At 69.4% G+C, this 19,758-nt stretch carries 18 protein-coding genes and 1 other RNA gene; 14 read left to right on the top strand and 5 right to left on the bottom strand.

All coding sequences use genetic code 11. The features are described 5' to 3' along the window. Positions 1-91 precede the first annotated feature (91 nt). The 5 genes from FFT10_RS08700 to ompA form a co-directional block, all read right to left on the bottom strand. The gene (locus tag FFT10_RS08700) at positions 92-421 is read right to left on the bottom strand and encodes a hypothetical protein (RefSeq protein ID WP_137732400.1); all 330 of its coding nucleotides are present in this window, start codon (positions 419-421) and stop codon (positions 92-94) included. 184 nt (positions 422-605) lie between these two features. Further along, positions 606-988: a transfer-messenger RNA gene (gene ssrA, locus FFT10_RS08695) on the bottom strand. Between the two features lie 14 nt (positions 989-1,002). Beyond that, positions 1,003-1,665 carry a phosphoglycolate phosphatase gene (gene gph / locus FFT10_RS08690; protein WP_137732399.1) on the bottom strand — a complete coding sequence of 221 codons (663 nt, stop codon included), beginning with the start codon at positions 1,663-1,665 and terminating at the stop codon, positions 1,003-1,005. Then, a complete protein-coding gene (gene ubiG, locus FFT10_RS08685; protein ID WP_137732398.1) occupies positions 1,662-2,366 on the bottom strand; it encodes a bifunctional 2-polyprenyl-6-hydroxyphenol methylase/3-demethylubiquinol 3-O-methyltransferase UbiG in 705 nt (234 codons plus the stop codon). The genes gph and ubiG overlap by 4 nt, the downstream gene beginning before the upstream one ends. Positions 2,367-2,496: 130 nt before the next feature. Next, entirely contained in the window at positions 2,497-3,204 is a 708-nt protein-coding gene (gene ompA, locus FFT10_RS08680) for an outer membrane protein OmpA (protein WP_137732584.1), read from the bottom strand. A gap of 275 nt (positions 3,205-3,479) precedes the next feature. On the opposite strand from ompA, the gene gyrA reads away from it, so the two are divergent. The 14 genes from gyrA (at position 3,480) to pseG (ending at position 19,758) form a co-directional block, all read left to right on the top strand. Next, positions 3,480-6,140 (top strand): DNA gyrase subunit A, encoded by a 2,661-nt coding sequence (gene gyrA, locus FFT10_RS08675; protein WP_137732397.1) that lies wholly within the window; start codon positions 3,480-3,482, stop codon positions 6,138-6,140. After that, the gene (locus FFT10_RS08670; protein WP_137732396.1) at positions 6,137-6,757 is read left to right on the top strand and encodes a DUF2059 domain-containing protein; all 621 of its coding nucleotides are present in this window, start codon (positions 6,137-6,139) and stop codon (positions 6,755-6,757) included. Before gyrA ends, FFT10_RS08670 begins: the two co-directional genes overlap by 4 nt. A 23-nt stretch (positions 6,758-6,780) precedes the next feature. After that, positions 6,781-7,869, top strand: a complete 1,089-nt coding sequence (gene serC, locus FFT10_RS08665; protein WP_137732395.1) for a 3-phosphoserine/phosphohydroxythreonine transaminase — start codon at positions 6,781-6,783, stop codon at positions 7,867-7,869. Beyond that, positions 7,862-8,983, top strand: coding sequence for a prephenate dehydratase (gene pheA / locus FFT10_RS08660; RefSeq protein WP_137732394.1), 1,122 nt, complete (start codon positions 7,862-7,864; stop codon positions 8,981-8,983). Before serC ends, pheA begins: the two co-directional genes overlap by 8 nt. Positions 8,984-8,991: 8 nt before the next feature. Continuing rightward, the gene (locus FFT10_RS08655; RefSeq protein WP_137732393.1) at positions 8,992-9,867 is read left to right on the top strand and encodes a prephenate dehydrogenase; all 876 of its coding nucleotides are present in this window, start codon (positions 8,992-8,994) and stop codon (positions 9,865-9,867) included. Continuing rightward, positions 9,864-11,918 (top strand): bifunctional 3-phosphoshikimate 1-carboxyvinyltransferase/cytidylate kinase, encoded by a 2,055-nt coding sequence (locus FFT10_RS08650; RefSeq protein ID WP_137732392.1) that lies wholly within the window; start codon positions 9,864-9,866, stop codon positions 11,916-11,918. Before FFT10_RS08655 ends, FFT10_RS08650 begins: the two co-directional genes overlap by 4 nt. Positions 11,919-12,119: 201 nt before the next feature. Beyond that, a complete protein-coding gene (rpsA, locus tag FFT10_RS08645) occupies positions 12,120-13,847 on the top strand; it encodes a 30S ribosomal protein S1 (protein WP_137732391.1) in 1,728 nt (575 codons plus the stop codon). Between the two features lie 78 nt (positions 13,848-13,925). Further along, complete coding sequence (locus FFT10_RS08640) at positions 13,926-14,237, top strand: integration host factor subunit beta (protein WP_137732390.1); 312 nt, start codon at positions 13,926-13,928, stop codon at positions 14,235-14,237. 98 nt (positions 14,238-14,335) lie between these two features. Next, positions 14,336-14,656 (top strand): lipopolysaccharide assembly protein LapA domain-containing protein, encoded by a 321-nt coding sequence (locus FFT10_RS08635; RefSeq protein WP_137732389.1) that lies wholly within the window; start codon positions 14,336-14,338, stop codon positions 14,654-14,656. Between the two features lie 3 nt (positions 14,657-14,659). Continuing rightward, the gene (lapB, locus tag FFT10_RS08630) at positions 14,660-15,820 is read left to right on the top strand and encodes a lipopolysaccharide assembly protein LapB (protein WP_137732388.1); all 1,161 of its coding nucleotides are present in this window, start codon (positions 14,660-14,662) and stop codon (positions 15,818-15,820) included. A 2-nt stretch (positions 15,821-15,822) separates the two neighbouring features. After that, complete coding sequence (gene pseB, locus FFT10_RS08625; protein ID WP_137732387.1) at positions 15,823-16,821, top strand: UDP-N-acetylglucosamine 4,6-dehydratase (inverting); 999 nt, start codon at positions 15,823-15,825, stop codon at positions 16,819-16,821. Further along, entirely contained in the window at positions 16,821-17,978 is a 1,158-nt protein-coding gene (gene pseC / locus FFT10_RS08620) for a UDP-4-amino-4,6-dideoxy-N-acetyl-beta-L-altrosamine transaminase (protein ID WP_137732386.1), read from the top strand. Before pseB ends, pseC begins: the two co-directional genes overlap by 1 nt. 17 nt (positions 17,979-17,995) lie before the next feature. Next, entirely contained in the window at positions 17,996-18,694 is a 699-nt protein-coding gene (gene pseF, locus FFT10_RS08615; protein WP_137732385.1) for a pseudaminic acid cytidylyltransferase, read from the top strand. Continuing rightward, positions 18,691-19,758, top strand: coding sequence for a UDP-2,4-diacetamido-2,4,6-trideoxy-beta-L-altropyranose hydrolase (pseG, locus tag FFT10_RS08610; protein WP_228027012.1), 1,068 nt, complete (start codon positions 18,691-18,693; stop codon positions 19,756-19,758). Before pseF ends, pseG begins: the two co-directional genes overlap by 4 nt.

Raw genomic sequence — 19,758 nt, 5'->3', positions numbered from 1 at the left:
CCGGGGCAGGCGGCCAGGCAGGCCGCCAACCCATGTTAGCCCCGCAAGGCCGTCGCTGGTCGGGCGAGAACCGGCAGGTGACGACGCCACCTCAGTGCCGCGGCCAGATGCGGCGCAGCAGATCCAGGTAGCCGGGTGGCTGCTCGGCCTCGCCGATGCGGTGGTTGTAGTCGCGCAGGCGGCGCAGTTCCTGCACCACTGCAGGCGGGAACCCGGCGCGGCCGCCGCGGCGGTCGGTCAGCAGGTCGTCGAGCAACTCATGCGCCTGCACCGGGTCGGACCAGTGCCAGGCGATCAGGTTGGCCAGGCGCGGGAACTGCATGCACAGCTGCTGCGGCCGGCGGCCGGAGGGCAGCTTGCGCAGCCAGGCCCGGGCGGTGCCGGTGAGCGCCTCGTCGGAGTGGCGGGGCGGGCGCCGCACCGCATCCCAGGAATCTGCCGCGGGCGGCTGACCCGGCAGACCATGTCTCGGCAGATGTCGCATGGCCGGTCTATCGGCGGCGCATCGGCCGACTTGAGCCACGCGCAGAGCGCGCAAAACAAAGGCGCCGGGCTGTTGCCAGCGCGGCGCCTTGTCGTCCTGCTGCCCCTTGCGGGGCTTGTCTTGGTGGAGCCGGGGGGAATCGAACCCCCGTCCGCAAGCCATCACCGGCCAGTTCTACATGCTTAGCTGTCTGATTTCAGTCTCGTGGGCCGTGTCGCGCAGCAGCACGCTACCCGGCCCACCAGTCACTTGAGTCTCGCTCCCGGCTGAATGACGCAGCCGGGCACCAGCCAATGTGAATGACTTCGCAGCCATCAGCGCCAATTGCTTGGCACCTCCGGCCCGGCCCATCGGCCAACCGTTGCGAAGCTCACCGGTTTTTAAGCGGCGAGAGCGTACGAGGTATCGTTCGCAGTTACTTTGTTTCCAGTGGTTTTACGAGCGAACTGGTGCTCGGCATGCCCTGAACCGACTCCGCACCCACGTCGAAGCCAGGTCGGCCCCTGGAACTCGACAGTTTAGGCCAGATCCAGCCATTGCAAGAGCTGATGCGGTGCAGACAGCACATGATCGGCGCCCCAGGCCTCGATCGGCTCGCCTTGCCCCAGGTAGCCCCAGGCTGCGGCCAGCGTGGCCATGCCTGCGGCGCGGCCGGCCAGCATGTCGCGGTGGTCGTCGCCGATGTAGGCACAGGCCGTGGGGGCCACGCCGATGCGCCGCGCAGCCTCCAGCAGCGGCTCGGGATGCGGCTTGGCATGCGGCGTGGTGTCGCCGGCGATCACCACCTGCGCCCGTTGTGCCAGGCCCAGGCCATCAACCAGCGGCGCGGTGAAGCGCATCGCCTTGTTGGTCACGATGCCCCAGCCCAGGCCAGCACGGTCCAGCGTGTCGAGCACCGGCAGCACCGTGTCGAACACCCGGGTGCTGTGCAGCAGCCGTTCGGCGTAGCGCGCCAGGAACGCGTCCTTCAGCCCGTCGAAGCGTGCATCGCCAGGCGCCACGCCGAAGGCCACGCCCACCATGCCGCGGGCGCCTGCGCCCACCATCGGACGCAGGTCTGCATGGGGCAGCGGCGGCAGACCGTGGGCAGCGCGCAGGTCGTTGGCCGCGCCGGCCAGGTCGGGCGCACTGTCGATCAGGGTGCCGTCCAGGTCGAACAGCAGGACAGGCCGCGCCGTCATCCCGGCACCCGGCAGGCCAGCATGTAGTTCACCGAGATGTCATCGGTCAGGCTGTAGCGCTGCGTGAGCGGGTTGTAGCCCAGGCCCTTGAAGGCACCGGCAGCCAGGCCGGCCTCCCGCGCCCAGCGGGTCAGTTCGCTCGGGCGGATGAAGCGCTGGTATTCGTGCGTGCCCACCGGCAGCAGCTTGAGCAGGTGCTCGGCCGCGACGATGGCCTGCAGCCACGCCTTGGCATTGCGGTGGATGGTGGAGAAGAACACCCAGCCGCCAGGCTTGGCCAGGCGTGCGCAGGCCTGCACTGCCGACGCCGGTTGCGGCACGTGCTCCAGCATCTCCATGCAGGTGACGACATCGAAGCTCCCCGGCAGTTCGTCCGCCAGGGCCTCCACCGCGACCTCGCGGTAGCGCAGCGCGGTGACACCGGCCTCCAGCGCATGCAGCTGCGCCACCCGCAGGGGCTTGGTCGACAGATCGATGCCCAGCACGTCGGCACCACGCAGGGCCATCGACTCCGACAGGATGCCCCCACCGCAGCCGACATCCAGCACGCGCTTGCCGGCCAGCCGCGCCTGCTGGTCGATCCAGTCCAGCCGCAGCGGGTTGATCTGGTGGAGCGGGCGGAAGTCGCCCTCGGTGTCCCACCACTGGTGGGCCAGGTCGCCAAACTTGGCGAGTTCCTGGGGGTCGGCGTTCAGGTTCATGCGGACATCGTAACGGCTGGGCAGCACTGCGACAGGCCGGCCCAGAAACGCCAAACCCCGCCGTGGCGGGGTTTGGGCACAACACCGGCCTGGCAGCCGGCGCGCAATGGCAAGGCCCGAAGGCCTGCGATCACTTCTTGGCGCGGGTACCAACCACTTCGATTTCCACGCGGCGGTTCTTCGCGCGGCCTTCGGCGGTCTTGTTGTCGGCCACGGGCTGCTTCTCGCCCTTGCCTTCGGTGTACACGCGGTTCTTCTCGATGCCCTTGCTGGTCAGGTACGCCTTGACGGCTTCCGAACGGGCGACCGACAGCTTCTGGTTGTAGGCATCGGTACCGGCCGAGTCGGTGTGGCCGACGGCGATGATGACTTCCAGCGCGATGGCCGAGGTCTTGCCGACCAGGTCGTCCAGCTTGGCCTTGGCTTCGGGCTTCAGCACCGACTTGTCGAAGTCGAAGAAGGCATCGGCGGCGAAGGTGACCTTCTCGCTGACCGGGGCGGCAGGAGCTGGGGCCGGAGCGGGTGCCGGGGCCGGAGCAGGCGCGGCGACCGGGGGCGGCGGGGGCGCCGGGCGGGCTGCAGGGGCCGGAGCCGGGGCCGGAGCGGGTGCGGGCGGCTTGATGGCGCCATCGCAAGCCTTGTCGGCCGTGGCCGGCGTCCAGTTGGCATCACGCCAGCACAGCTCGTTGGAACCGTTCTTCCAGACGGTGCCGTCGGTGGCGCGCCAGTTGTCCACCGACGCGGGCATGCCACCACTGTGGGCTGCAGCCTGGGCAGCGATGGGAGCAGCGAGTGCAGCAGACGCAAACAGCATCGCCACCTTGTTGAGTTTCTTCATGATTCTCCTCTCGAGGAAAGCCGCAGATGCCTGCGTAATGTCCAAATCGGAAGCAAGAAAAGCCGGCAAACACCCGGTTTGGCAAGCGTTTGCCACCGATGAATCATTGTGCCATAGGGCCTTCTGCCAACCTGATTTTCAGCCGCCAACTGCGTTGAGGCGGGTCTGTTGTTGCATGGCTGCGACACCTGGGCGCCGCATAGAATCGCCGGCTGCCACGCGGACTGGTCCGCGCCCGCACCCCCTGCCCCACGGCGCCGCCCCGCCGCACCTGCATGACGCCCTTCGCCAAGGAAACACTGCCCATCAGCCTCGAAGAGGAGATGCGCCGCTCGTATCTGGACTACGCGATGAGCGTGATCGTGGGCCGCGCCCTGCCCGATGCGCGCGACGGCCTCAAGCCGGTGCACCGCCGCGTGCTGTTCGCGATGCACGAGCTGAACAACGACTGGAACCGCGCGTACAAGAAGAGCGCGCGCATCGTCGGCGATGTCATCGGCAAGTACCACCCGCACGGCGACACCGCGGTGTACGACACCATCGTGCGCATGGCGCAGGACTTCAGCCTGCGCCACATGCTGGTCGACGGCCAGGGCAACTTCGGCTCGGTCGACGGCGACAACGCGGCGGCGATGCGCTACACCGAGATCCGGCTGTCCAAGATCGCCCACGAGATGCTGGACGATCTGGACAAGGAAACGGTCGACTTCGCGCCCAACTACGACGGCTCCGAGAAGGAGCCGACGGTGCTGCCGGCCAAGCTGCCCAACCTGCTGGTCAACGGCGCTGCCGGCATCGCGGTGGGCATGGCCACCAACATCCCGCCGCACAACCTCAACGAGATCGTCGACGCCTGCCTGCACCTGCTGAAGGTGCCCGAGGCGACGATCGAGGAGCTGATGGAGATCGTGCCGGCGCCCGATTTCCCCACCGCCGGCATCATCTACGGCATCAACGGCGTGCGCGAGGGCTACCGCACCGGCCGCGGCAAGGTGGTGATGCGGGCCAAGTGCCACTTCGAGGACATCGACAAGGGCTCGCGGCAGTCGATCATCGTCGACGAGATTCCCTACCAGGTGAACAAGAAGACGCTGCTCGAGCGCATCGCCGAGCTCGTCCACGAGAAGAAGATCGACGGCATCAGCCACATCCAGGACGAGAGCGACAAGTCCGGCATGCGGGTGGTGATCGAGCTCAAGCGCGGCGAAGTGCCCGAGGTGGTGCTGAACAACCTGTACAAGCAGACGCAGCTGCAGGACACCTTCGGCATCAACATGGTGGCGCTGATCGACGGCCAGCCGCGCCTGTGCAACCTGAAGCAGCTGCTCGACATCTTCCTGGAGCACCGGCGCGAGGTGGTGACGCGCCGCACGGTGTTCGAGCTGCGCAAGGCGCGCGAGCGCGGCCATGTGCTCGAAGGCCTGGCGGTGGCGCTGGCCAACATCGACGAGTTCATCGAGACCATCAAGTCCAGCCCCACGCCGCCGGTGGCCAAGGCCGCGCTGATGGCCAAGAGCTGGGACTCGAGCATGGTGCGCGAGATGCTGCAGCGCACCGAAGGCCAGTCCGTGGGCGGCGCCAAGGCGTACCGGCCCGAGGGCCTGCCCGACAGCGTGGGCCTGCAGCCCGACGGCCTGTACCGCCTGAGCGACGACCAGGCCAGCGAGATCCTGCAGATGCGCCTGCAGCGCCTGACCGGTCTGGAGCAGGACAAGATCCTCGGCGAGTACAAGGAGGTGATGGCCGTCATCGCCGACCTGCTCGACATCCTGGCCCGGCCCGAGCGGGTGACCACCATCATCAGCGACGAGCTGCTGGCCATCAAGGCGGAGTTCGGCCAGACCAAGCTGGGCGCGCGCCGCAGCGTGATCGAGCACAACGTGCAGGAGCTCGGCACCGAGGATCTGATCACGCCCACCGACATGGTGGTGACGCTGAGCCACACCGGCTACATCAAGAGCCAGCCGCTGGCCGAGTACCGCGCCCAGAAGCGCGGCGGCCGCGGCAAGCAGGCCACGCAGACCAAGGACGATGACTGGATCGACCAGCTGTTCATCGCCAACACCCACGACTGGATCCTGTGCTTCTCCGACCGCGGCCGGGTCTACTGGCTGAAGGTGTGGGAGGTGCCGCAAGGCTCGCGCAACTCGCGCGGGCGGCCGATCGTCAACATGTTCCCGCTGCAGCCGGGCGAGAAGATCACCGTGGTGCTGGCGCTGACTGGCGAGTTCCGCCGCTTCCCGGCCGATCACTTCATCTTCATGGCCACGGCGCTGGGCACGGTGAAGAAGACCGCGCTGGATGAATTCAGCAACCCGCGCAAGGCCGGCATCATCGCCGTCGACCTGGACGAGGGCGATCAGCTGGTGGGCGCGGCGCTGACCGACGGCAAGCACGACGTGATGCTGTTCTCCGACGGCGGCAAGGCGGTGCGCTTCGACGAAGACGATGTGCGCCCGATGGGCCGCCAGGCCCGCGGCGTGCGCGGCATGATGCTGGAAGACGGCCAGAACGTGATCGCGATGCTGGTGGCCGAGGACGAGACGCAGAGCGTGCTCACCGCCACCGAGAACGGCTACGGCAAGCGCACCAACATCCAGGAGTACACCCGCCACGGCCGCGGCACCAAGGGCATGATCGCCATCCAGCAGAGCGAGCGCAACGGCCGCGTGGTGGCGGCCACCCTGGTGCGGCCGGCCGACGAGATCATGCTGATCACCGACCGCGGCGTGCTGGTGCGCACCCGGGTCAGCGAAATCCGAGAACTGGGCCGCGCCACGCAAGGCGTCACCCTGATCGCGCTGGACGACGGCAGCAAGCTGTCGGGCCTGCAGCGCATCGTCGAGAACGACGCCAATGTGGACGCGCAAGGCGACGATGCCGACGGCGCGTCCGACGCTTCCAACCCCGAATCCCCCAACCTGGACACTCCATGACGTTTTTCACCCGCCTGGCCTGCACCGCCCTGCTTTCCACCGTGGCGGCTGCCGCCATGGCGCAAGGCGCCGTTTCCCCGGCCAAGAAGGAACTGGTGCAGAAGGTGCTGACCCTGCAGCAGGCCGGCATCGAGGGCATCGGCAATGCGCTGGCCAACCAGACCGCCAACCAGGTGCTGCAGGTGGCCGGCCAGGCCGTGGCCCGCGTGCCGGCCGAGAAGCGCGAGGCCCTGGCGGCCGAGTTGCAGGCCGAGGTCAAGAAGTTCTTCGACGACATCGCCCCGGTGCTGCGCGCCAGCGCTGTGAAGACCGCACCGACCACCATCGGCACCGCGCTGGAGGAGAAGTTCAGCGAGGACGAGCTGAAGGTGCTGGTCACCTGGCTGGAATCGCCGGTGAGCAAGAAGTACCAGCAGATGTCGGGGGAACTGCAGCAGTCCCTGGGCCAGAAGCTGGTGGCCGACACCCGGCCGCAGATCGAGCCCAAGCTGAAGGCGCTGGAAGGTGTCCTGGGCAGCAAGCTGCAGGCTGCCGCAGGCGAATCGGGTGGTGCTGCGCCAGGGGCTGCCGCCGCCCGTCCGGCCGGTCCCCGGGCCTCGGGCCCCGCCAAGAAGTAAGCCTGCTGCCAGGAGCCCCGGGCATGCGCCCCTACAACTTTTCCGCCGGCCCGGCGGTGCTGCCCGAGCCGGTGCTGGCCCAGGCCGCCGCCGAGATGCTGGATTGGCACGGCAGCGGCATGGGCGTGATGGAGATGAGCCACCGCGGCCGCGAGTTCATCAGCATCTATGAACAGGCCGAGGCCGACCTGCGCAGCCTGCTGGCCGTGCCGGCGCAGTTCCGCATCCTGTTCATGCAGGGCGGTGGACTGGGCGAGAACGCCATCGTGCCGCTGAACCTGTCGCGCGGCGGCCAGGTGGACGTGGTGGTCAGCGGCGCCTGGTCGCAGAAGTCGGCTGCCGAGGCACGGCGCTATGCCGACGTGGCGGTGGCCGCCAGCAACGAAACCGATGGCCACACCAGCCTGCCGGCACCGGCCAGCTGGCAGCTGCGTGATGGCGCCCGCTACGTGCACCTGTGCAGCAACGAGACCATCCACGGCGTGGAATACCAGCAGCTGCCCGACCTGGCCGCGCTGGGCTGCAGCGCGCCGCTGGTCATCGACTGCTCCTCGCACATCCTGTCGCGGCCGATCGACTGGCAGCGTGTGGGCCTGGCCTTTGCCGGTGCGCAGAAGAACATCGGCCCGGCCGGGCTGACGCTGGTGATCGTGCGCGAGGACCTGATCGGCCATGCGCTGCCGGTGTGCCCCAGCGCCTTCGACTACAAGACCGTGGCCGACAACGGCTCGATGTTCAACACCCCGCCCACCTACGCGATCTACATCGCCGGCCTGGTGTTCCAGTGGTTGAAGGCCCAGGGCGGCGTGGCGGCGATGGAGGCGCGCAACATCGCCAAGGCCGAGCTGCTGTACGGCTACCTTGATCGCTCGGGCCTCTACCGCAACCGGGTGGCGCCGGAGGGCCGCTCGCGCATGAACGTGCCGTTCTTCCTGCACGACGAGCGCCTGAACGACAGCTTCCTGGCCGGCGCCAAGGAGCGCGGCCTGCTGCAGCTCAAGGGCCACAAGAGCGTCGGCGGCATGCGCGCCTCGATCTACAACGCCATGCCCCTGGACGGCGTGCAGGCCCTGGTGGCCTACCTCAAGGACTTCGCCCAGCGCCATGGCTGACCAACCCAAGCTGCCCGCAGACAGCAACGCCAACCCTGCCCTGCTGGCGCTGCGCCAGCGCATCGACGCGCTCGACCGCGAACTGCTGGCCCTGCTGAATCGCCGCATGCAGGTGGTGGTGGAGGTGGGCGAGCTGAAGAAGCACGAAGGCTCGCCGGTGTTCCGCCCCGAGCGCGAGGCCCAGGTGATCGACGGCCTGAAGGCGATCAACACCGGGCCGCTGAAGGACGAGTGCGTGGCGCCGATCTGGCGCGAGATCATGTCGGCCAGCCGTGCGCTGGAGGCGCCCACCCGCGTGGCCTACCTGGGCCCGGCCGGCACCTTCAGCGAGGAAGCGGCGCTGGGCTACTTCGGCAGCTCGATCGCCCGCGTGCCCTGCGCCAGCTTCGACGAGGTGTTCCGCACCACCACCGCCGGCGCGGCCGATTTCGGCGTGGTGCCGGTGGAGAACAGCACCGAAGGCGTGGTGGCCCGCTCGCTGGACCTGTTCCTGACCACGCCGCTGTTCATCATCGGCGAGACCAGCCTGATCGTGCGGCACAACCTGCTGCGCAAGACCAACAGCCTGGCCGGCATCACCGCGGTGTGCGCCCATCCGCAGGCACTGGCCCAGTGCCACGGCTGGCTGAGCCACCACCTGCCGGATGTGGAGCGCCGCCCGGTGTCCAGCAATGCCGAGGGCGCGCGCCTGGCCGGCCTGGATGCCGGCGTGGCAGCGATCGCCAGCGTGCGCGCTGCGGCCGAGTTCGGCCTGCACACGCTGGCCCCGGCGATCCAGGACGACGCCCACAACCGCACGCGGTTTGCCATCGTCACCCACCCCGACCGCCATCCGGCACCCAAGCCCTCGGGCCATGACTGCACCAGCCTGATCGTCAGCGTCGACAACAAGCCCGGCGCGGTGCACGACCTGCTGGTGCCGCTGAAGGAGCATGGCGTGTCGATGACCCGCTTCGAGTCGCGCCCGGCGCGCTCGGGCCAGTGGGAGTATTACTTCTACATCGACATCGAAGGCCATCCCGACGAGCCGCATGTGGGCACCGCCCTGCGCGCGCTGCGCGAGGCCTGCGCCTTCTTCAAGGTGCTGGGCACCTACCCGATCGACGTGCACTGAACCCGGCCATGTTCAACCAACTCGGCGTCATTGGCTGCGGCCTGATGGGCGGCTCCTTCGCGCTGGCGCTCAAGCGGGCCGGCCTGGTGCAGCATGTGGTGGGCTACAGCAAGTCGCCCACCACCACCGAGCTGGCCAAGCGCATGGGCGTGATCGACGTCGCGGCTGAATCCGCGCTGCGGGCGGTGGCCGGTTCGGACGTGGTGCTGATCTCGGTGCCGGTGGCAGCCACCGAGGCCACCTTCAGTGCCATCCGCGCCGGCATCAAGGACGGCATGCTGGTGATGGACGTGGGCTCGACCAAGCGCGACGTGGTCGACACCGCCCGCCGGGTGCTGCGCGACCCCAAGCAGATTGCGAGCTTCGTGCCTGCCCACCCGATCGCCGGCAGCGAGCAATCCGGCGTGGCCCACGCCGATGCCACGCTGTACAACGGCCGCCAGGTGATCCTGACGCCGCTGGCCCAGACCCAGCCCGAGCTGCTGCAGAAGGCCACCGATGTGTGGACGGCCATCGGCGCCCAGGTGCTGCGCATGACGCCGGAGAACCACGACGCCGCGTTCGCCGCCGTCAGCCACCTGCCGCACCTGCTGGCCTTCGCCTGCTTCTCGGCCATCGCCAACCAACCGGCCGGGCGCGATTTCCTGTCCCTGGCCGGCCCCGGCTTCCGCGACTTCACCCGCATCGCCGCCAGCGACCCCGCGGTGTGGCGCGACATCCTGCTGGCCAACCGCGAAGAGGTGCTGAAGCAGAGCCAGCGCTTCCGCTTCGCGCTGGACGCGCTGGAGCACGCCATGCTGGCCGGCAACGCGCAGGCGCTGGAGGACATGATCCGCAGCGCCAGCGAGGCGCGTGGCGTCTGGCAGATCGCCGGCAAGAAATGACCCTGACCCACATCGATCTGCCACCGCTGCGTGGCGCGGCCGGCAGCGTGCGCCTGCCCGGCAGCAAGAGCATCTCCAACCGCGTGCTGCTGCTGGCCGGCCTGAGTGCCGGCACCACCGTCGTGCGGGACCTGCTCGACAGCGACGACACCCGGGTGATGCTGGACGCGCTGCGGGCCCTGGGCTGCACCCTGGAGCGCCATGCCGACGGCGCCCTGGCCGTCACCGGCCTGGGCGGGCAGCTGCGGGTGCACGAGGCTGCGCTGTTCCTGGGCAATGCCGGCACGGCGATGCGCCCGCTGACCGCCGCACTGGCGGTGCTGGCCGCGCTGCAGGGCGGCCGCTTCACGCTGCACGGCGTGCCGCGCATGCATGAGCGTCCGATCGGCGACCTGGTCGACGCGCTGCGCCAGCTGGGCTGCGGTGTCGACGACCTGGGCGCGCCCGGCTACCCACCGCTGGCGGTGCACGGGACGGCGGGCGGCACGCTGCAGACCCAGCGCGAGATCCGCGTGCGCGGCGATGTGTCCAGCCAGTTCCTCACTGCCCTGCTGCTGGCGTTGCCGCTGGCGTCAGCCGCCGGCCCGGTGGTGATCGCCGTCGATGGCGAACTGATCAGCAAGCCCTACGTCGAGATCACGCTGAACCTGCTGGCGCGCTTCGGCATCACGGTGCAGCGCGAGGGCTTCGCGCGCTTCACCATCCCGGGCGGCAGCGCCTACCGCACACCCGGTGAGCTCCATGTCGAGGCCGATGCCTCGTCGGCCTCGTACTTCATCGCGCTGGGCGCCATTGCAGCAGGGACGGCGGCCACCACCGAACCGCTGGTGATCGAAGGCCTGGGCCTGGACGCGATCCAGGGCGACATCCGCTTCGTCGAGGCGGCGCAGGCCATGGGCGCCGATGTGCAGGGCAGCCCCGGCCGCCTGACGGTGCGCCGCGGCGCCTGGCCGCTGCGCGCCATCACGCTGGACTGCAACCACATCCCCGATGCGGCGATGACGCTGGCGGTGATGGCGCTGTACGCCGAAGGCACCACCCGGCTGACCAACATCGCCAGCTGGCGGGTGAAGGAGACCGACCGCATCGCCGCCATGGCGGCGGAGTTGCGCAAGCTGGGCGCCGTGGTCACCGAGGGCGCCGATTTCATCGAGGTCACCGCGCCGGCGCCCGGCGCCTGGCAGCCCGGCGTGATCCACACCTACGACGACCACCGCATCGCGATGTGCCTGTCGCTGGCGGCCTTCAACCCGCTGGTGGCCACGCCGGGCACCGAGGTGCCGGTGCGCATCCTCGATCCCCACTGCGTGGCCAAGACCTTCCCCGACTACTTCCCGGTGCTGTTCAGCGTGGCCCAGGCGGCCGAGGCCGACATCCCGGTGATCACCATCGACGGGCCCACCGCCTCGGGCAAGGGCACGCTGGCCTCCAGCGTGGCGCAGCGGCTGGGCTGGCACCAGCTGGATTCGGGCCTGCTGTACCGCGCCACCGCGCTGGCGGCCCAGCGCCAGGGCGTGGCCGCCGACGACGAGGCCGGTGTCGCCCGCGTGGCCTCGGCGCTGAACCTGCGCTTCGATGGCGAGGCGGTGCTGCTCGACGGCGAGGACGTGGCCACCGCGTTGCGCCAGGAGGCGGTGGGCAGCATGGCCTCGCGCATCTCCGCCCACCCCGCCGTGCGCGGCGCATTGCAGGCACTGCAACTGGGTTTCCGGCGCCTGCCCGGCCTGGTGTGCGACGGCCGCGACATGGGCACGGTGATCTTCCCCGGGGCGCCGCTGAAGGTGTTCCTGACGGCCAGCCCGGCCATGCGCGCCGAGCGCCGGTATAAGCAATTGATTTCAAAGGGAATTCCGGCTACACTCGCCGACCTTCGCGCAGACTTGGAAGCGCGGGATGAACGGGACCGCAACCGCGCCGTCGCCCCGCTGAAGCCTGCCGACGATGCCCTGCTGCTCGACAACTCCGGCCAGACCATCGATCAATCGGTGGATCAGGTGCTGGATTGGTGGGCACAACGGCAGCCGTTCCAGGTGGTGCCCCGCAGCGCCTGAAACAACAAGCGCCGGCCGCAAGGCCGGCAACTCGCAAGTGCGGGCCGCAAGGCCCGCGTCGGTGCTGGTTGTCCCTCCCGCCGTGGCCGTCAGGCCCTCTGGGGACAACTGGTGTGTTCAACCCAACCGCAACGCCCTGTTGCACATCCCGCCGGCTCCACTCCTTCACTTGGCTTCCGCCGGCACCAAGGACATCCATCAATGGCCCAAACCCAATCCCTCGACCACATCCCTGACAGCCCCTTCGCCACCGACAGCTTCGCTGCGATGTTCGAAGAGTCGCTCAAGAAGAACGACATGCGCGCCGGCGAGGTCATCTCTGCCGAAGTCGTGCGCATCGAGCACAGCCACGTGGTGGTCAACGCCGGCTTGAAGAGCGAAGCCTACGTGCCGATCGACGAGTTCAAGAACGACCAGGGCGAGCTGGAAGTCGAGGTGGGTGATTTCGTCTCGGTGGCCATCGACGCCATCGAGAACGGCTACGGCGACACCATCCTGTCGCGCGACAAGGCCAAGCGCCTGGCCTCGTGGCTGAGCCTGGAGACCGCGCTGGAATCCGGCGACTTCGTCACCGGCACCGTCAGCGGCAAGGTCAAGGGCGGCCTGACCGTGCTGGTCAACGGCATCCGCGCCTTCCTGCCGGGTTCGCTGATCGACACCCGTCCGGTCAAGGACCTGAGCCCGTACGAGGGCAAGACCCTGGAATTCAAGGTCATCAAGCTCGACCGCAAGCGCAACAACGTGGTGCTGAGCCGCCGCGCCGTGGTGGAAGCCAGCATGGGCGAAGAGCGCGCCAAGCTGCTCGAGACCCTGACCGAAGGCGCCATCGTGCACGGCGTGGTCAAGAACATCACCGAGTACGGTGCGTTCGTCGACCTGGGCGGCATCGACGGCCTGCTGCACATCACCGACATGGCCTGGCGCCGTGTCCGTCACCCGAGCGAAGTGGTGACGGTCGGCCAGGAGCTGTCGGCCAAGGTGCTGAAGTTCGACGCCGAGAAGAACCGCGTCTCGCTGGGCATCAAGCAGCTGGGTGACGACCCGTGGCACGGCGTGTCGCGCCGCTACCCGAGCAACACCCGCCTGTTCGGCAAGGTCACCAACATCGCCGACTACGGCGCGTTCGTCGAGATCGAACCCGGCATCGAAGGCCTGGTGCACGTCTCCGAGATGGACTGGACCAACAAGAACGTCGCCCCCAGCAAGATCGTCGCCCTGGGCGACGAGGTGGAGGTGATGGTGCTCGAGATCGACGAGGACAAGCGCCGCATCAGCCTGGGCATGAAGCAGTGCAAGGCCAACCCCTGGGAAGAGTTCTCGGGCAACGTGCACCGCGGCGACAAGGTCAAGGGCCCGATCAAGTCGATCACCGACTTCGGCGTGTTCGTGGGCCTGGCCCAGGGCATCGACGGCCTGGTGCACCTGTCCGACCTGTCCTGGCACGAGCCGGGCGAGCAGGCGGTGCGCAACTTCAAGAAGGGCCAGGAAGTCGAAGCCATCGTGCTGGCCATCGACGTCGAGCGCGAGCGCATCAGCCTGGGCATCAAGCAGCTGGATGGCGACCCGTTTGCCAACTACACCTCGGTCAATGACCGTGGTGCCCTGGTCAACGGCAAGGTCAAGACCGTCGACCCGCGCGGCGCCGAGATCCAGCTGAACGACGACGTCACCGGCTACCTGCGCGCCAGCGAGCTGAGCCGCGACCGCGTGGAAGACGCCCGCAACGTGCTGAAGGAAGGCGACGAAGTCAGCGTGATGATCATCAACGTGGACCGCAAGGCCCGTTCGATCCAGCTGTCGATCAAGGCCAAGGACGCCGCCGACCAGCAAGAGCAGATGCAGCGCCTGGCCCAGACCAGCGAGCGCGAGAACGCCGGCACCACCAGCCTGGGCGCCCTGCTGCGCGCCAAGCTGGACAACCGGGAATAAGTGGAGCCTCCCCGGCGCCTGGCGCCGGGGCTCCATGGAGACAAGCTCTGATCCAGTCGGCGGCCCTACCAAGACTTCATGACCCGCAGTGACCTCGTCAACAAGCTGGCCGAACGCTTCACCCAGCTGACGCAGCGCGACACAGAGTTCGCGGTCAAGACCATCCTCGATGCGATGAGCGACGCCCTGGCGCGTGGCCACCGCATCGAGATCCGTGGCTTCGGCAGCTTCTCGATCAACCGGCGGCCGCCGCGGCTGGGGCGCAATCCCCGCAGCGGCGAGAAGGTCACCATCCCCGAGAAGCTGGTGCCGCATTTCAAGCCCGGCAAGGCGCTGCGTGAATCGGTGGACGAACGTCTGCCGGTGCATGACGAGCCGCCGGCGGCCTGATCCGCCGCATCAGCACCACCAGGGCCCGCCAGGGCCCTTTTTCATGGCCGCCCCTGGCAGGCGGCTGGCCGCGCCGGCCTCCTTAGAATGGGCGCTCGATGCGCGTCTTCCTCTGGGCCTTCCGGCTCTTCATCTTCTTCACGCTGTTCGCCTTTGCGCTGAACAACGAGCAGCCCGTGGTGGTGCACTGGTTCTTCGGCGCGCAGTGGACGGCGCCGATGGTCATCGTGGTGCTGGCGGCCTTTGCCGGCGGTGCTGCGGTGGGCGTGCTGGCCATGGTGCCAGCCTGGTGGCGGCACCGCCGCGTGGCCCGCCGCCATGCCCCGCCACCACCGCCGCCGCAGCGCACCGCACCCGACACGGTGACCCAGGCGCCCAGCGAGTTCGGCCCCGAGCACCCGCCGCGGGAAGGTCTGTAAGCGATGGAGCTCGACACACCCGGGCTGCTGCTGGCCCTGCTGGTGGCGCTGCCTGCCGCCTTCCTGCTGGGATGGGCGGCCTCGCGCTTCGACCTGCGCCAATGGCGACGCAGCGACCGGCAGGCACCCAAGGCCTACTTCAAGGGCCTGAACCTGCTGCTCAACGAGCAGACCGACAAGGCCATCGATGCCTTCATCGAGGCGGTGCAGCACGACCCCGACACCAGCGAGCTGCACTTCGCCCTGGGCAACCTGTTCCGCCGCCGCGGCGAGTTCGAGCGTGCCGTGCGGGTGCATGAGCACCTGTTGCAGCGCGCCGACCTGAGCCCTGGCGACCGCGAGCGCGCCCAGCATGCGCTGGCGCAGGATTTCATGAAAGCCGGCCTGTTCGACCGCGCCGAGGCCGCCTTCCGGGCGCTGATGGGCACGCCCTTCGAGACCGAGGCCCGGCTGGCCCTGCTGTCGCTGGCCGAGCGCTCACGCGACTGGCATGCCGCCGCCGAGGTGGCCGCGCAGTTGGAAAAAGCCGGCACCGGCTCGTTCAGCCACCGCCTGGCGCACTACCAGTGCGAGTTGGCGCGGGAGGCCGATGCCAAGGGTGACAGCGCCACCGCCACCACCCTGCTCGACAAGGCCCAGGCCCTGGCGCCGCAGGCCGCCCGGCCGGCCGTGCAGCGCGCCCAGCGCCTGGCCAAGGCCGGTGATCACGCCGCGGCCCTGGTGGTGTGGGACGGCCTGCGCCAGCGCAACCCCGAGGCCTTCGGCCGCCTGGCCGGCGAGTACGTGGCCTGCGCCCAGGCCGCCGGCCAGGCCGATGCCGCGCGCGCGGCGCTGACCGCGCTGTTCCGCCAGGCGCCGGGCATCGACCTGCTGCGCGCCCTGGCCACGCTGGACGGCACCCGCCCCGGCACCTCACCCTGGCTGATGGACCTGCTGCGCGACCAGCCCAGCCTGTCGGCCGCGCTGGAACTGCTGGACACCCCTCGCGCCGACTGGCCCGACAGCGCCCGCCAAAGCGTGCGCGATGCGGTGGCCCGCGCTGCCCGCGCCGGCCAGCGCTACCGCTGCGCGGCCTGCGGCTTCGAGGCCCAGCGCCATTTCTGGCAATGCCCAGGCTGCCTGGGCTGGGACACCTTTCCGCCCCGGCACATCGAGGAAGATTGAGCATGCTGCACAACAAGACCATCCTGATCACCGGCGGCACCGGCTCGTTCGGCCACACCTTCGTGCCGATGACGCTGGCGCGCTTCAACCCGAAGAAGCTGATCATCTACTCGCGCGACGAGATGAAGCAGTGGGAGATGGCCAAGAAGTTCCAGGGCGACAAGCGGGTGCGCTTCTTCATCGGCGACGTGCGCGACCGCGACCGCCTGTACCGCGCGCTCGACGGCGTCGACCATGTGGTGCATGCCGCGGCCACCAAGATCGTGCCCACCGCCGAGTACAACCCCTTCGAGTGCGTCAAGACCAATGTGCTGGGCGCGATGAACCTGATCGACGCCTGCATCGACAAGGGCATCCAGCGGGTGGTGGCGCTGTCGACCGACAAGGCCAGCAGCCCGGTCAACCTGTACGGTGCCACCAAGCTGGCATCGGACAAGCTGTTCGTCGCCGGCAACTCCTACGCCGGCGGCCACGACACCCGCTTCGCCGTGGTGCGCTACGGCAACGTGATGGGCTCGCGTGGCTCGGTGATCCCGTTCTTCATGCAGGTGCGCGCCAGCGGCGAGCTGCCGATCACCGACCCGCGCATGACCCGCTTCATGATCAGCCTGGAACAGGGCGTGGAGCTGGTCTGGCATGCCTTCGAGGACATGGTCGGCGGCGAGGTCTATGTGAAGAAGATCCCGTCGATGAAGATGACCGATCTGGCCACCGCCGTGGCGCCCGAGGCAGCGCAGAAGGTGGTGGGCATCCGCCCCGGCGAGAAGCTGCACGAGCAGATGATCGGGCCGGAGGATTCGTACTACACCTATGAATACGACCAGCATTTCAAGATCCTGCCGGCCATCCACAACTGGGACACTTCCACCGAGCGCATCAAGAATGGCGTCAAGGTGCCCGAAGGCTTCGAGTACGCCAGCAACACCAACCCCGAGTGGATGAGCATCGAGCAGTTGCGTGCATGGATCGCCGCCAACGAAGCCAAGATCGGAGCGATCTGATGATTCCCTACGGCCGCCAGCACATCACCGCCGACGATGAAGCCGCGGTGCTGGCCGCGCTGCGCAGCGACTGGATCACCCAGGGCCCGGCCATCCCGCGCTTCGAGCAGGCGCTGGCCGCGCGCGTGGGCGCCCAATTCGGCGTGGCCGTCAGCAATGCCACCGCGGGCCTGCACATCGCCTGCCTGGCACTCGACCTGGGCCCGGGCGACCGGCTGTGGACCAGCCCCAACACCTTCGTCGCGTCGGCCAACTGCGGCCTGTACTGCGGCGCCACGGTCGATTTCGTCGACATCGACCCGCTGTCGCTCAACATGAGCGTGCCAGCGCTGGCCGCCAAGCTGGAGGCCGCCGCCGCCAGCGGCACGCTGCCGAAGGTGGTGGTGCCGGTGCACTTTGCCGGCCAGAGCTGCGACATGCAGGGCATCCATGCACTGGGCCAACGCCACGGCTTCCGCATCATCGAGGATGCCTCGCACGCGGTGGGCGGCAGCTACCTGGGCCAGCCGGTGGGCAACGGCCGGTTCAGCGACCTCACCGTCTTCAGCTTCCATCCGGTGAAGATCATCACCACCGCCGAGGGCGGCATGGTGATGACCAACGACCCGGCCATGGCTGCGCGGCTGGAGCGCCTGCGCAGCCACGGCATCACCCGCGACCCGGCGGTGATGGAGGGCGAACCTGAAGGCCCCTGGGTCTACGAGCAGGTGGAACTGGGCCTGAACTACCGGCTGACCGACCTGCAGGCGGCGCTGGGCTTCTCGCAGTTGTCGCAGCTGGAGGCTTCGGTGGCGCGCCGCCACCAGATCGCCCGCCGCTACGACGCCGAACTGGCCAGCCTGCCGCTCACCACGCCCTGGCAGAGCCCGGATGCGCACTCGGCCCTGCACCTGTACCCGATCCAGGTGGATCCGGCGCGCAGCCCGCTGACGCGCCGCCAGCTGTTCGACGGCCTGCGCGCCGCGGGCATCGGCGTCAACGTGCACTACATCCCGGTGCACACCCAGCCGCACTACCGCCGCCTGGGCTTTGCGCCAGGGCAGTTTCCGGCGTCCGAGGCCTACTACGCGCAGGCCATCTCGCTGCCGATGTTCCCCACGCTGACCGAGGCCCAGCAAGGCGAGGTGATCGCCGCGCTTCGGCGCCTGCTCGGCTGAGCGCTGCGCGGACGACCATGCGGCTGGCCGTCATTCCCGCCCGCGGCGGCAGCAAGCGCATTCCGCGCAAGAACATCCGGCCCTTCGCCGGCCGGCCGATGATCGCGTGGTCCATCGACGCCGCGCTGACGAGCGGCTGCTTCGACCGGGTCATCGTCTCCACCGACGATGCCGAGATCGCCGCCGTGGCCCGGGATGCAGGCGCCGAGGTGCCGTTCCTGCGGCCGGCGGCGCTGTCGGACGACCACACCGGCACCATCCCGGTGGTGGCACATGCGGTGCAGTGGTCTGTCGACGCCGGCCAGGCGCCCGACCAGGTGTGCTGCCTGTATGCCACCGCGCCCTTCGTGCAGCCCGCCGATCTGCAGCGCGGCCTGGCGCTGCTGGACTCCAGCGGCGCGCAGTACGCCTTCTCGGTCACCAGCTATGCCTTCCCGATCCAGCGCGCCATCCGGCTGACGCCCGAGGGCCGGGTGGCGATGTTCGACCCGGCGCAGTTCAACACCCGCAGCCAGGACCTGGAAGACGCCTTCCACGATGCCGGCCAGTTCTACTGGGGCCGGGCCGGCGCCTGGCTGCAGGGCCTGCGCATCTTCTCGCCCGAGTCGGTGCCGGTGCACCTGCCCCGCCACCGGGTGCAGGACATCGACACGCCCGAGGACTGGACCCGCGCCGAATGGCTGTGGCGGGCGATGCAGGCGGACTTGGGCGGATGAGCTCGCCGCTGCGCGTGGCCGTGCGTGCCGATGCCGGCCCGGCGCTGGGCAGCGGCCATGTGATGCGCTGCCTGACACTGGCCGCGGCGCTGCGCCAGCGTGGCGCCCAGGTGCACTTTGTCTGCCGTGACGGCGCCGGCCACCTGGGCGGCCGCATCGCCGCCGACGGCCATGGCCTCACGCTGCTGGGCAAGACGCTGACAGCCGAGCAGGATGCACACCACAGCCGCGCCGCGCTGGCCGAAGCCTGGCGCGGCGCCGGCTGCGATCTGCTGCTGGTCGACCACTACCAGCTGGACGCCAGCTGGGAACAGGCACTGCGGCCGGCCTGCCGCCGCCTGGCCGCCATTGATGACCTGGCCGACCGACCGCATGCTGTCGACCTGCTGCTCGACCAGAACCTGGGCCGCATGGTGGGCGACTACGCCGCCCTGCTGCCCGCCGCGGCTGTGCGGCTGATCGGCCCGCGCTACGCCCTGCTGCGCCCCGAATTCGCCGCAGCCCGCACCACCAGCCTGGCGCGGCGCGGCACCGGCAGCTGGCGCCACCTGCTGCTCAGCCTGGGCGGTGCCGACCCGCACCAGGGCACGCTGCACTGCCTGCAGGCCCTGGCTGCCTGCCCGCTGCCGCCCGACGTCCAGGTGACGGTGGTGCTGGGGGCCCTGGCATCGACACGCCCGTCCATCCAGGCCCTGCTGCCGACCCTGCCGTTTGCCACCCGCCTGCTGACCGACGTGGCCGACATGGCCCCGCTGCTGGCCGAGGCCGATCTCGCCATCGGCGCGGCCGGCGGCAGCGCCTGGGAGCGCTGCTGCCTGGGCCTGCCCAGCCTGCTGCTGGTGCTGGCCGACAACCAGCGCCCCGGCACGCAGGCCCTGGATGCGGCCGGCGCTGCACTGTCGCTGGGCGGCATCGACGACCTGGCCGCGCGCCTGCCCGCCGCGCTGCAGCAGCTGGCCCAGCCGGGCCGGCTGGCAGCCCTGTCGGCTGCAGCTTCCGCCATCACCGACGGCCAGGGCGCGGCACGCGTGGCCGACGCGCTGCTGGCGCTGCACCAAGGCTGA

The sequence above is a fragment of the Pseudaquabacterium pictum genome, assembly GCF_005403045.1.
GTDB lineage: Bacteria > Pseudomonadota > Gammaproteobacteria > Burkholderiales > Burkholderiaceae_C > Pseudaquabacterium > Pseudaquabacterium pictum.
The sequence above is the reverse complement of the archived record's forward strand: the minus strand, read 5'-3'. Positions and strand labels throughout refer to the sequence as shown.

Coding starts and splice junctions, on each gene's coding strand:
- gph (WP_137732399.1), bottom strand. CDS start 1,665: ATGACGGCGCGGCCTGTCCTGCTGTTCGACCTGGACGGCACCCTGATC.
- ubiG (WP_137732398.1), bottom strand. CDS start 2,366: ATGAACCTGAACGCCGACCCCCAGGAACTCGCCAAGTTTGGCGACCTG.
- ompA (WP_137732584.1), bottom strand. CDS start 3,204: ATGAAGAAACTCAACAAGGTGGCGATGCTGTTTGCGTCTGCTGCACTC.
- gyrA (WP_137732397.1), top strand. CDS start 3,480: ATGACGCCCTTCGCCAAGGAAACACTGCCCATCAGCCTCGAAGAGGAG.
- FFT10_RS08670 (WP_137732396.1), top strand. CDS start 6,137: ATGACGTTTTTCACCCGCCTGGCCTGCACCGCCCTGCTTTCCACCGTG.
- serC (WP_137732395.1), top strand. CDS start 6,781: ATGCGCCCCTACAACTTTTCCGCCGGCCCGGCGGTGCTGCCCGAGCCG.
- pheA (WP_137732394.1), top strand. CDS start 7,862: ATGGCTGACCAACCCAAGCTGCCCGCAGACAGCAACGCCAACCCTGCC.
- FFT10_RS08655 (WP_137732393.1), top strand. CDS start 8,992: ATGTTCAACCAACTCGGCGTCATTGGCTGCGGCCTGATGGGCGGCTCC.
- FFT10_RS08650 (WP_137732392.1), top strand. CDS start 9,864: ATGACCCTGACCCACATCGATCTGCCACCGCTGCGTGGCGCGGCCGGC.
- rpsA (WP_137732391.1), top strand. CDS start 12,120: ATGGCCCAAACCCAATCCCTCGACCACATCCCTGACAGCCCCTTCGCC.
- FFT10_RS08640 (WP_137732390.1), top strand. CDS start 13,926: ATGACCCGCAGTGACCTCGTCAACAAGCTGGCCGAACGCTTCACCCAG.
- FFT10_RS08635 (WP_137732389.1), top strand. CDS start 14,336: ATGCGCGTCTTCCTCTGGGCCTTCCGGCTCTTCATCTTCTTCACGCTG.
- lapB (WP_137732388.1), top strand. CDS start 14,660: ATGGAGCTCGACACACCCGGGCTGCTGCTGGCCCTGCTGGTGGCGCTG.
- pseB (WP_137732387.1), top strand. CDS start 15,823: ATGCTGCACAACAAGACCATCCTGATCACCGGCGGCACCGGCTCGTTC.
- pseC (WP_137732386.1), top strand. CDS start 16,821: ATGATTCCCTACGGCCGCCAGCACATCACCGCCGACGATGAAGCCGCG.
- pseF (WP_137732385.1), top strand. CDS start 17,996: ATGCGGCTGGCCGTCATTCCCGCCCGCGGCGGCAGCAAGCGCATTCCG.
- pseG (WP_228027012.1), top strand. CDS start 18,691: ATGAGCTCGCCGCTGCGCGTGGCCGTGCGTGCCGATGCCGGCCCGGCG.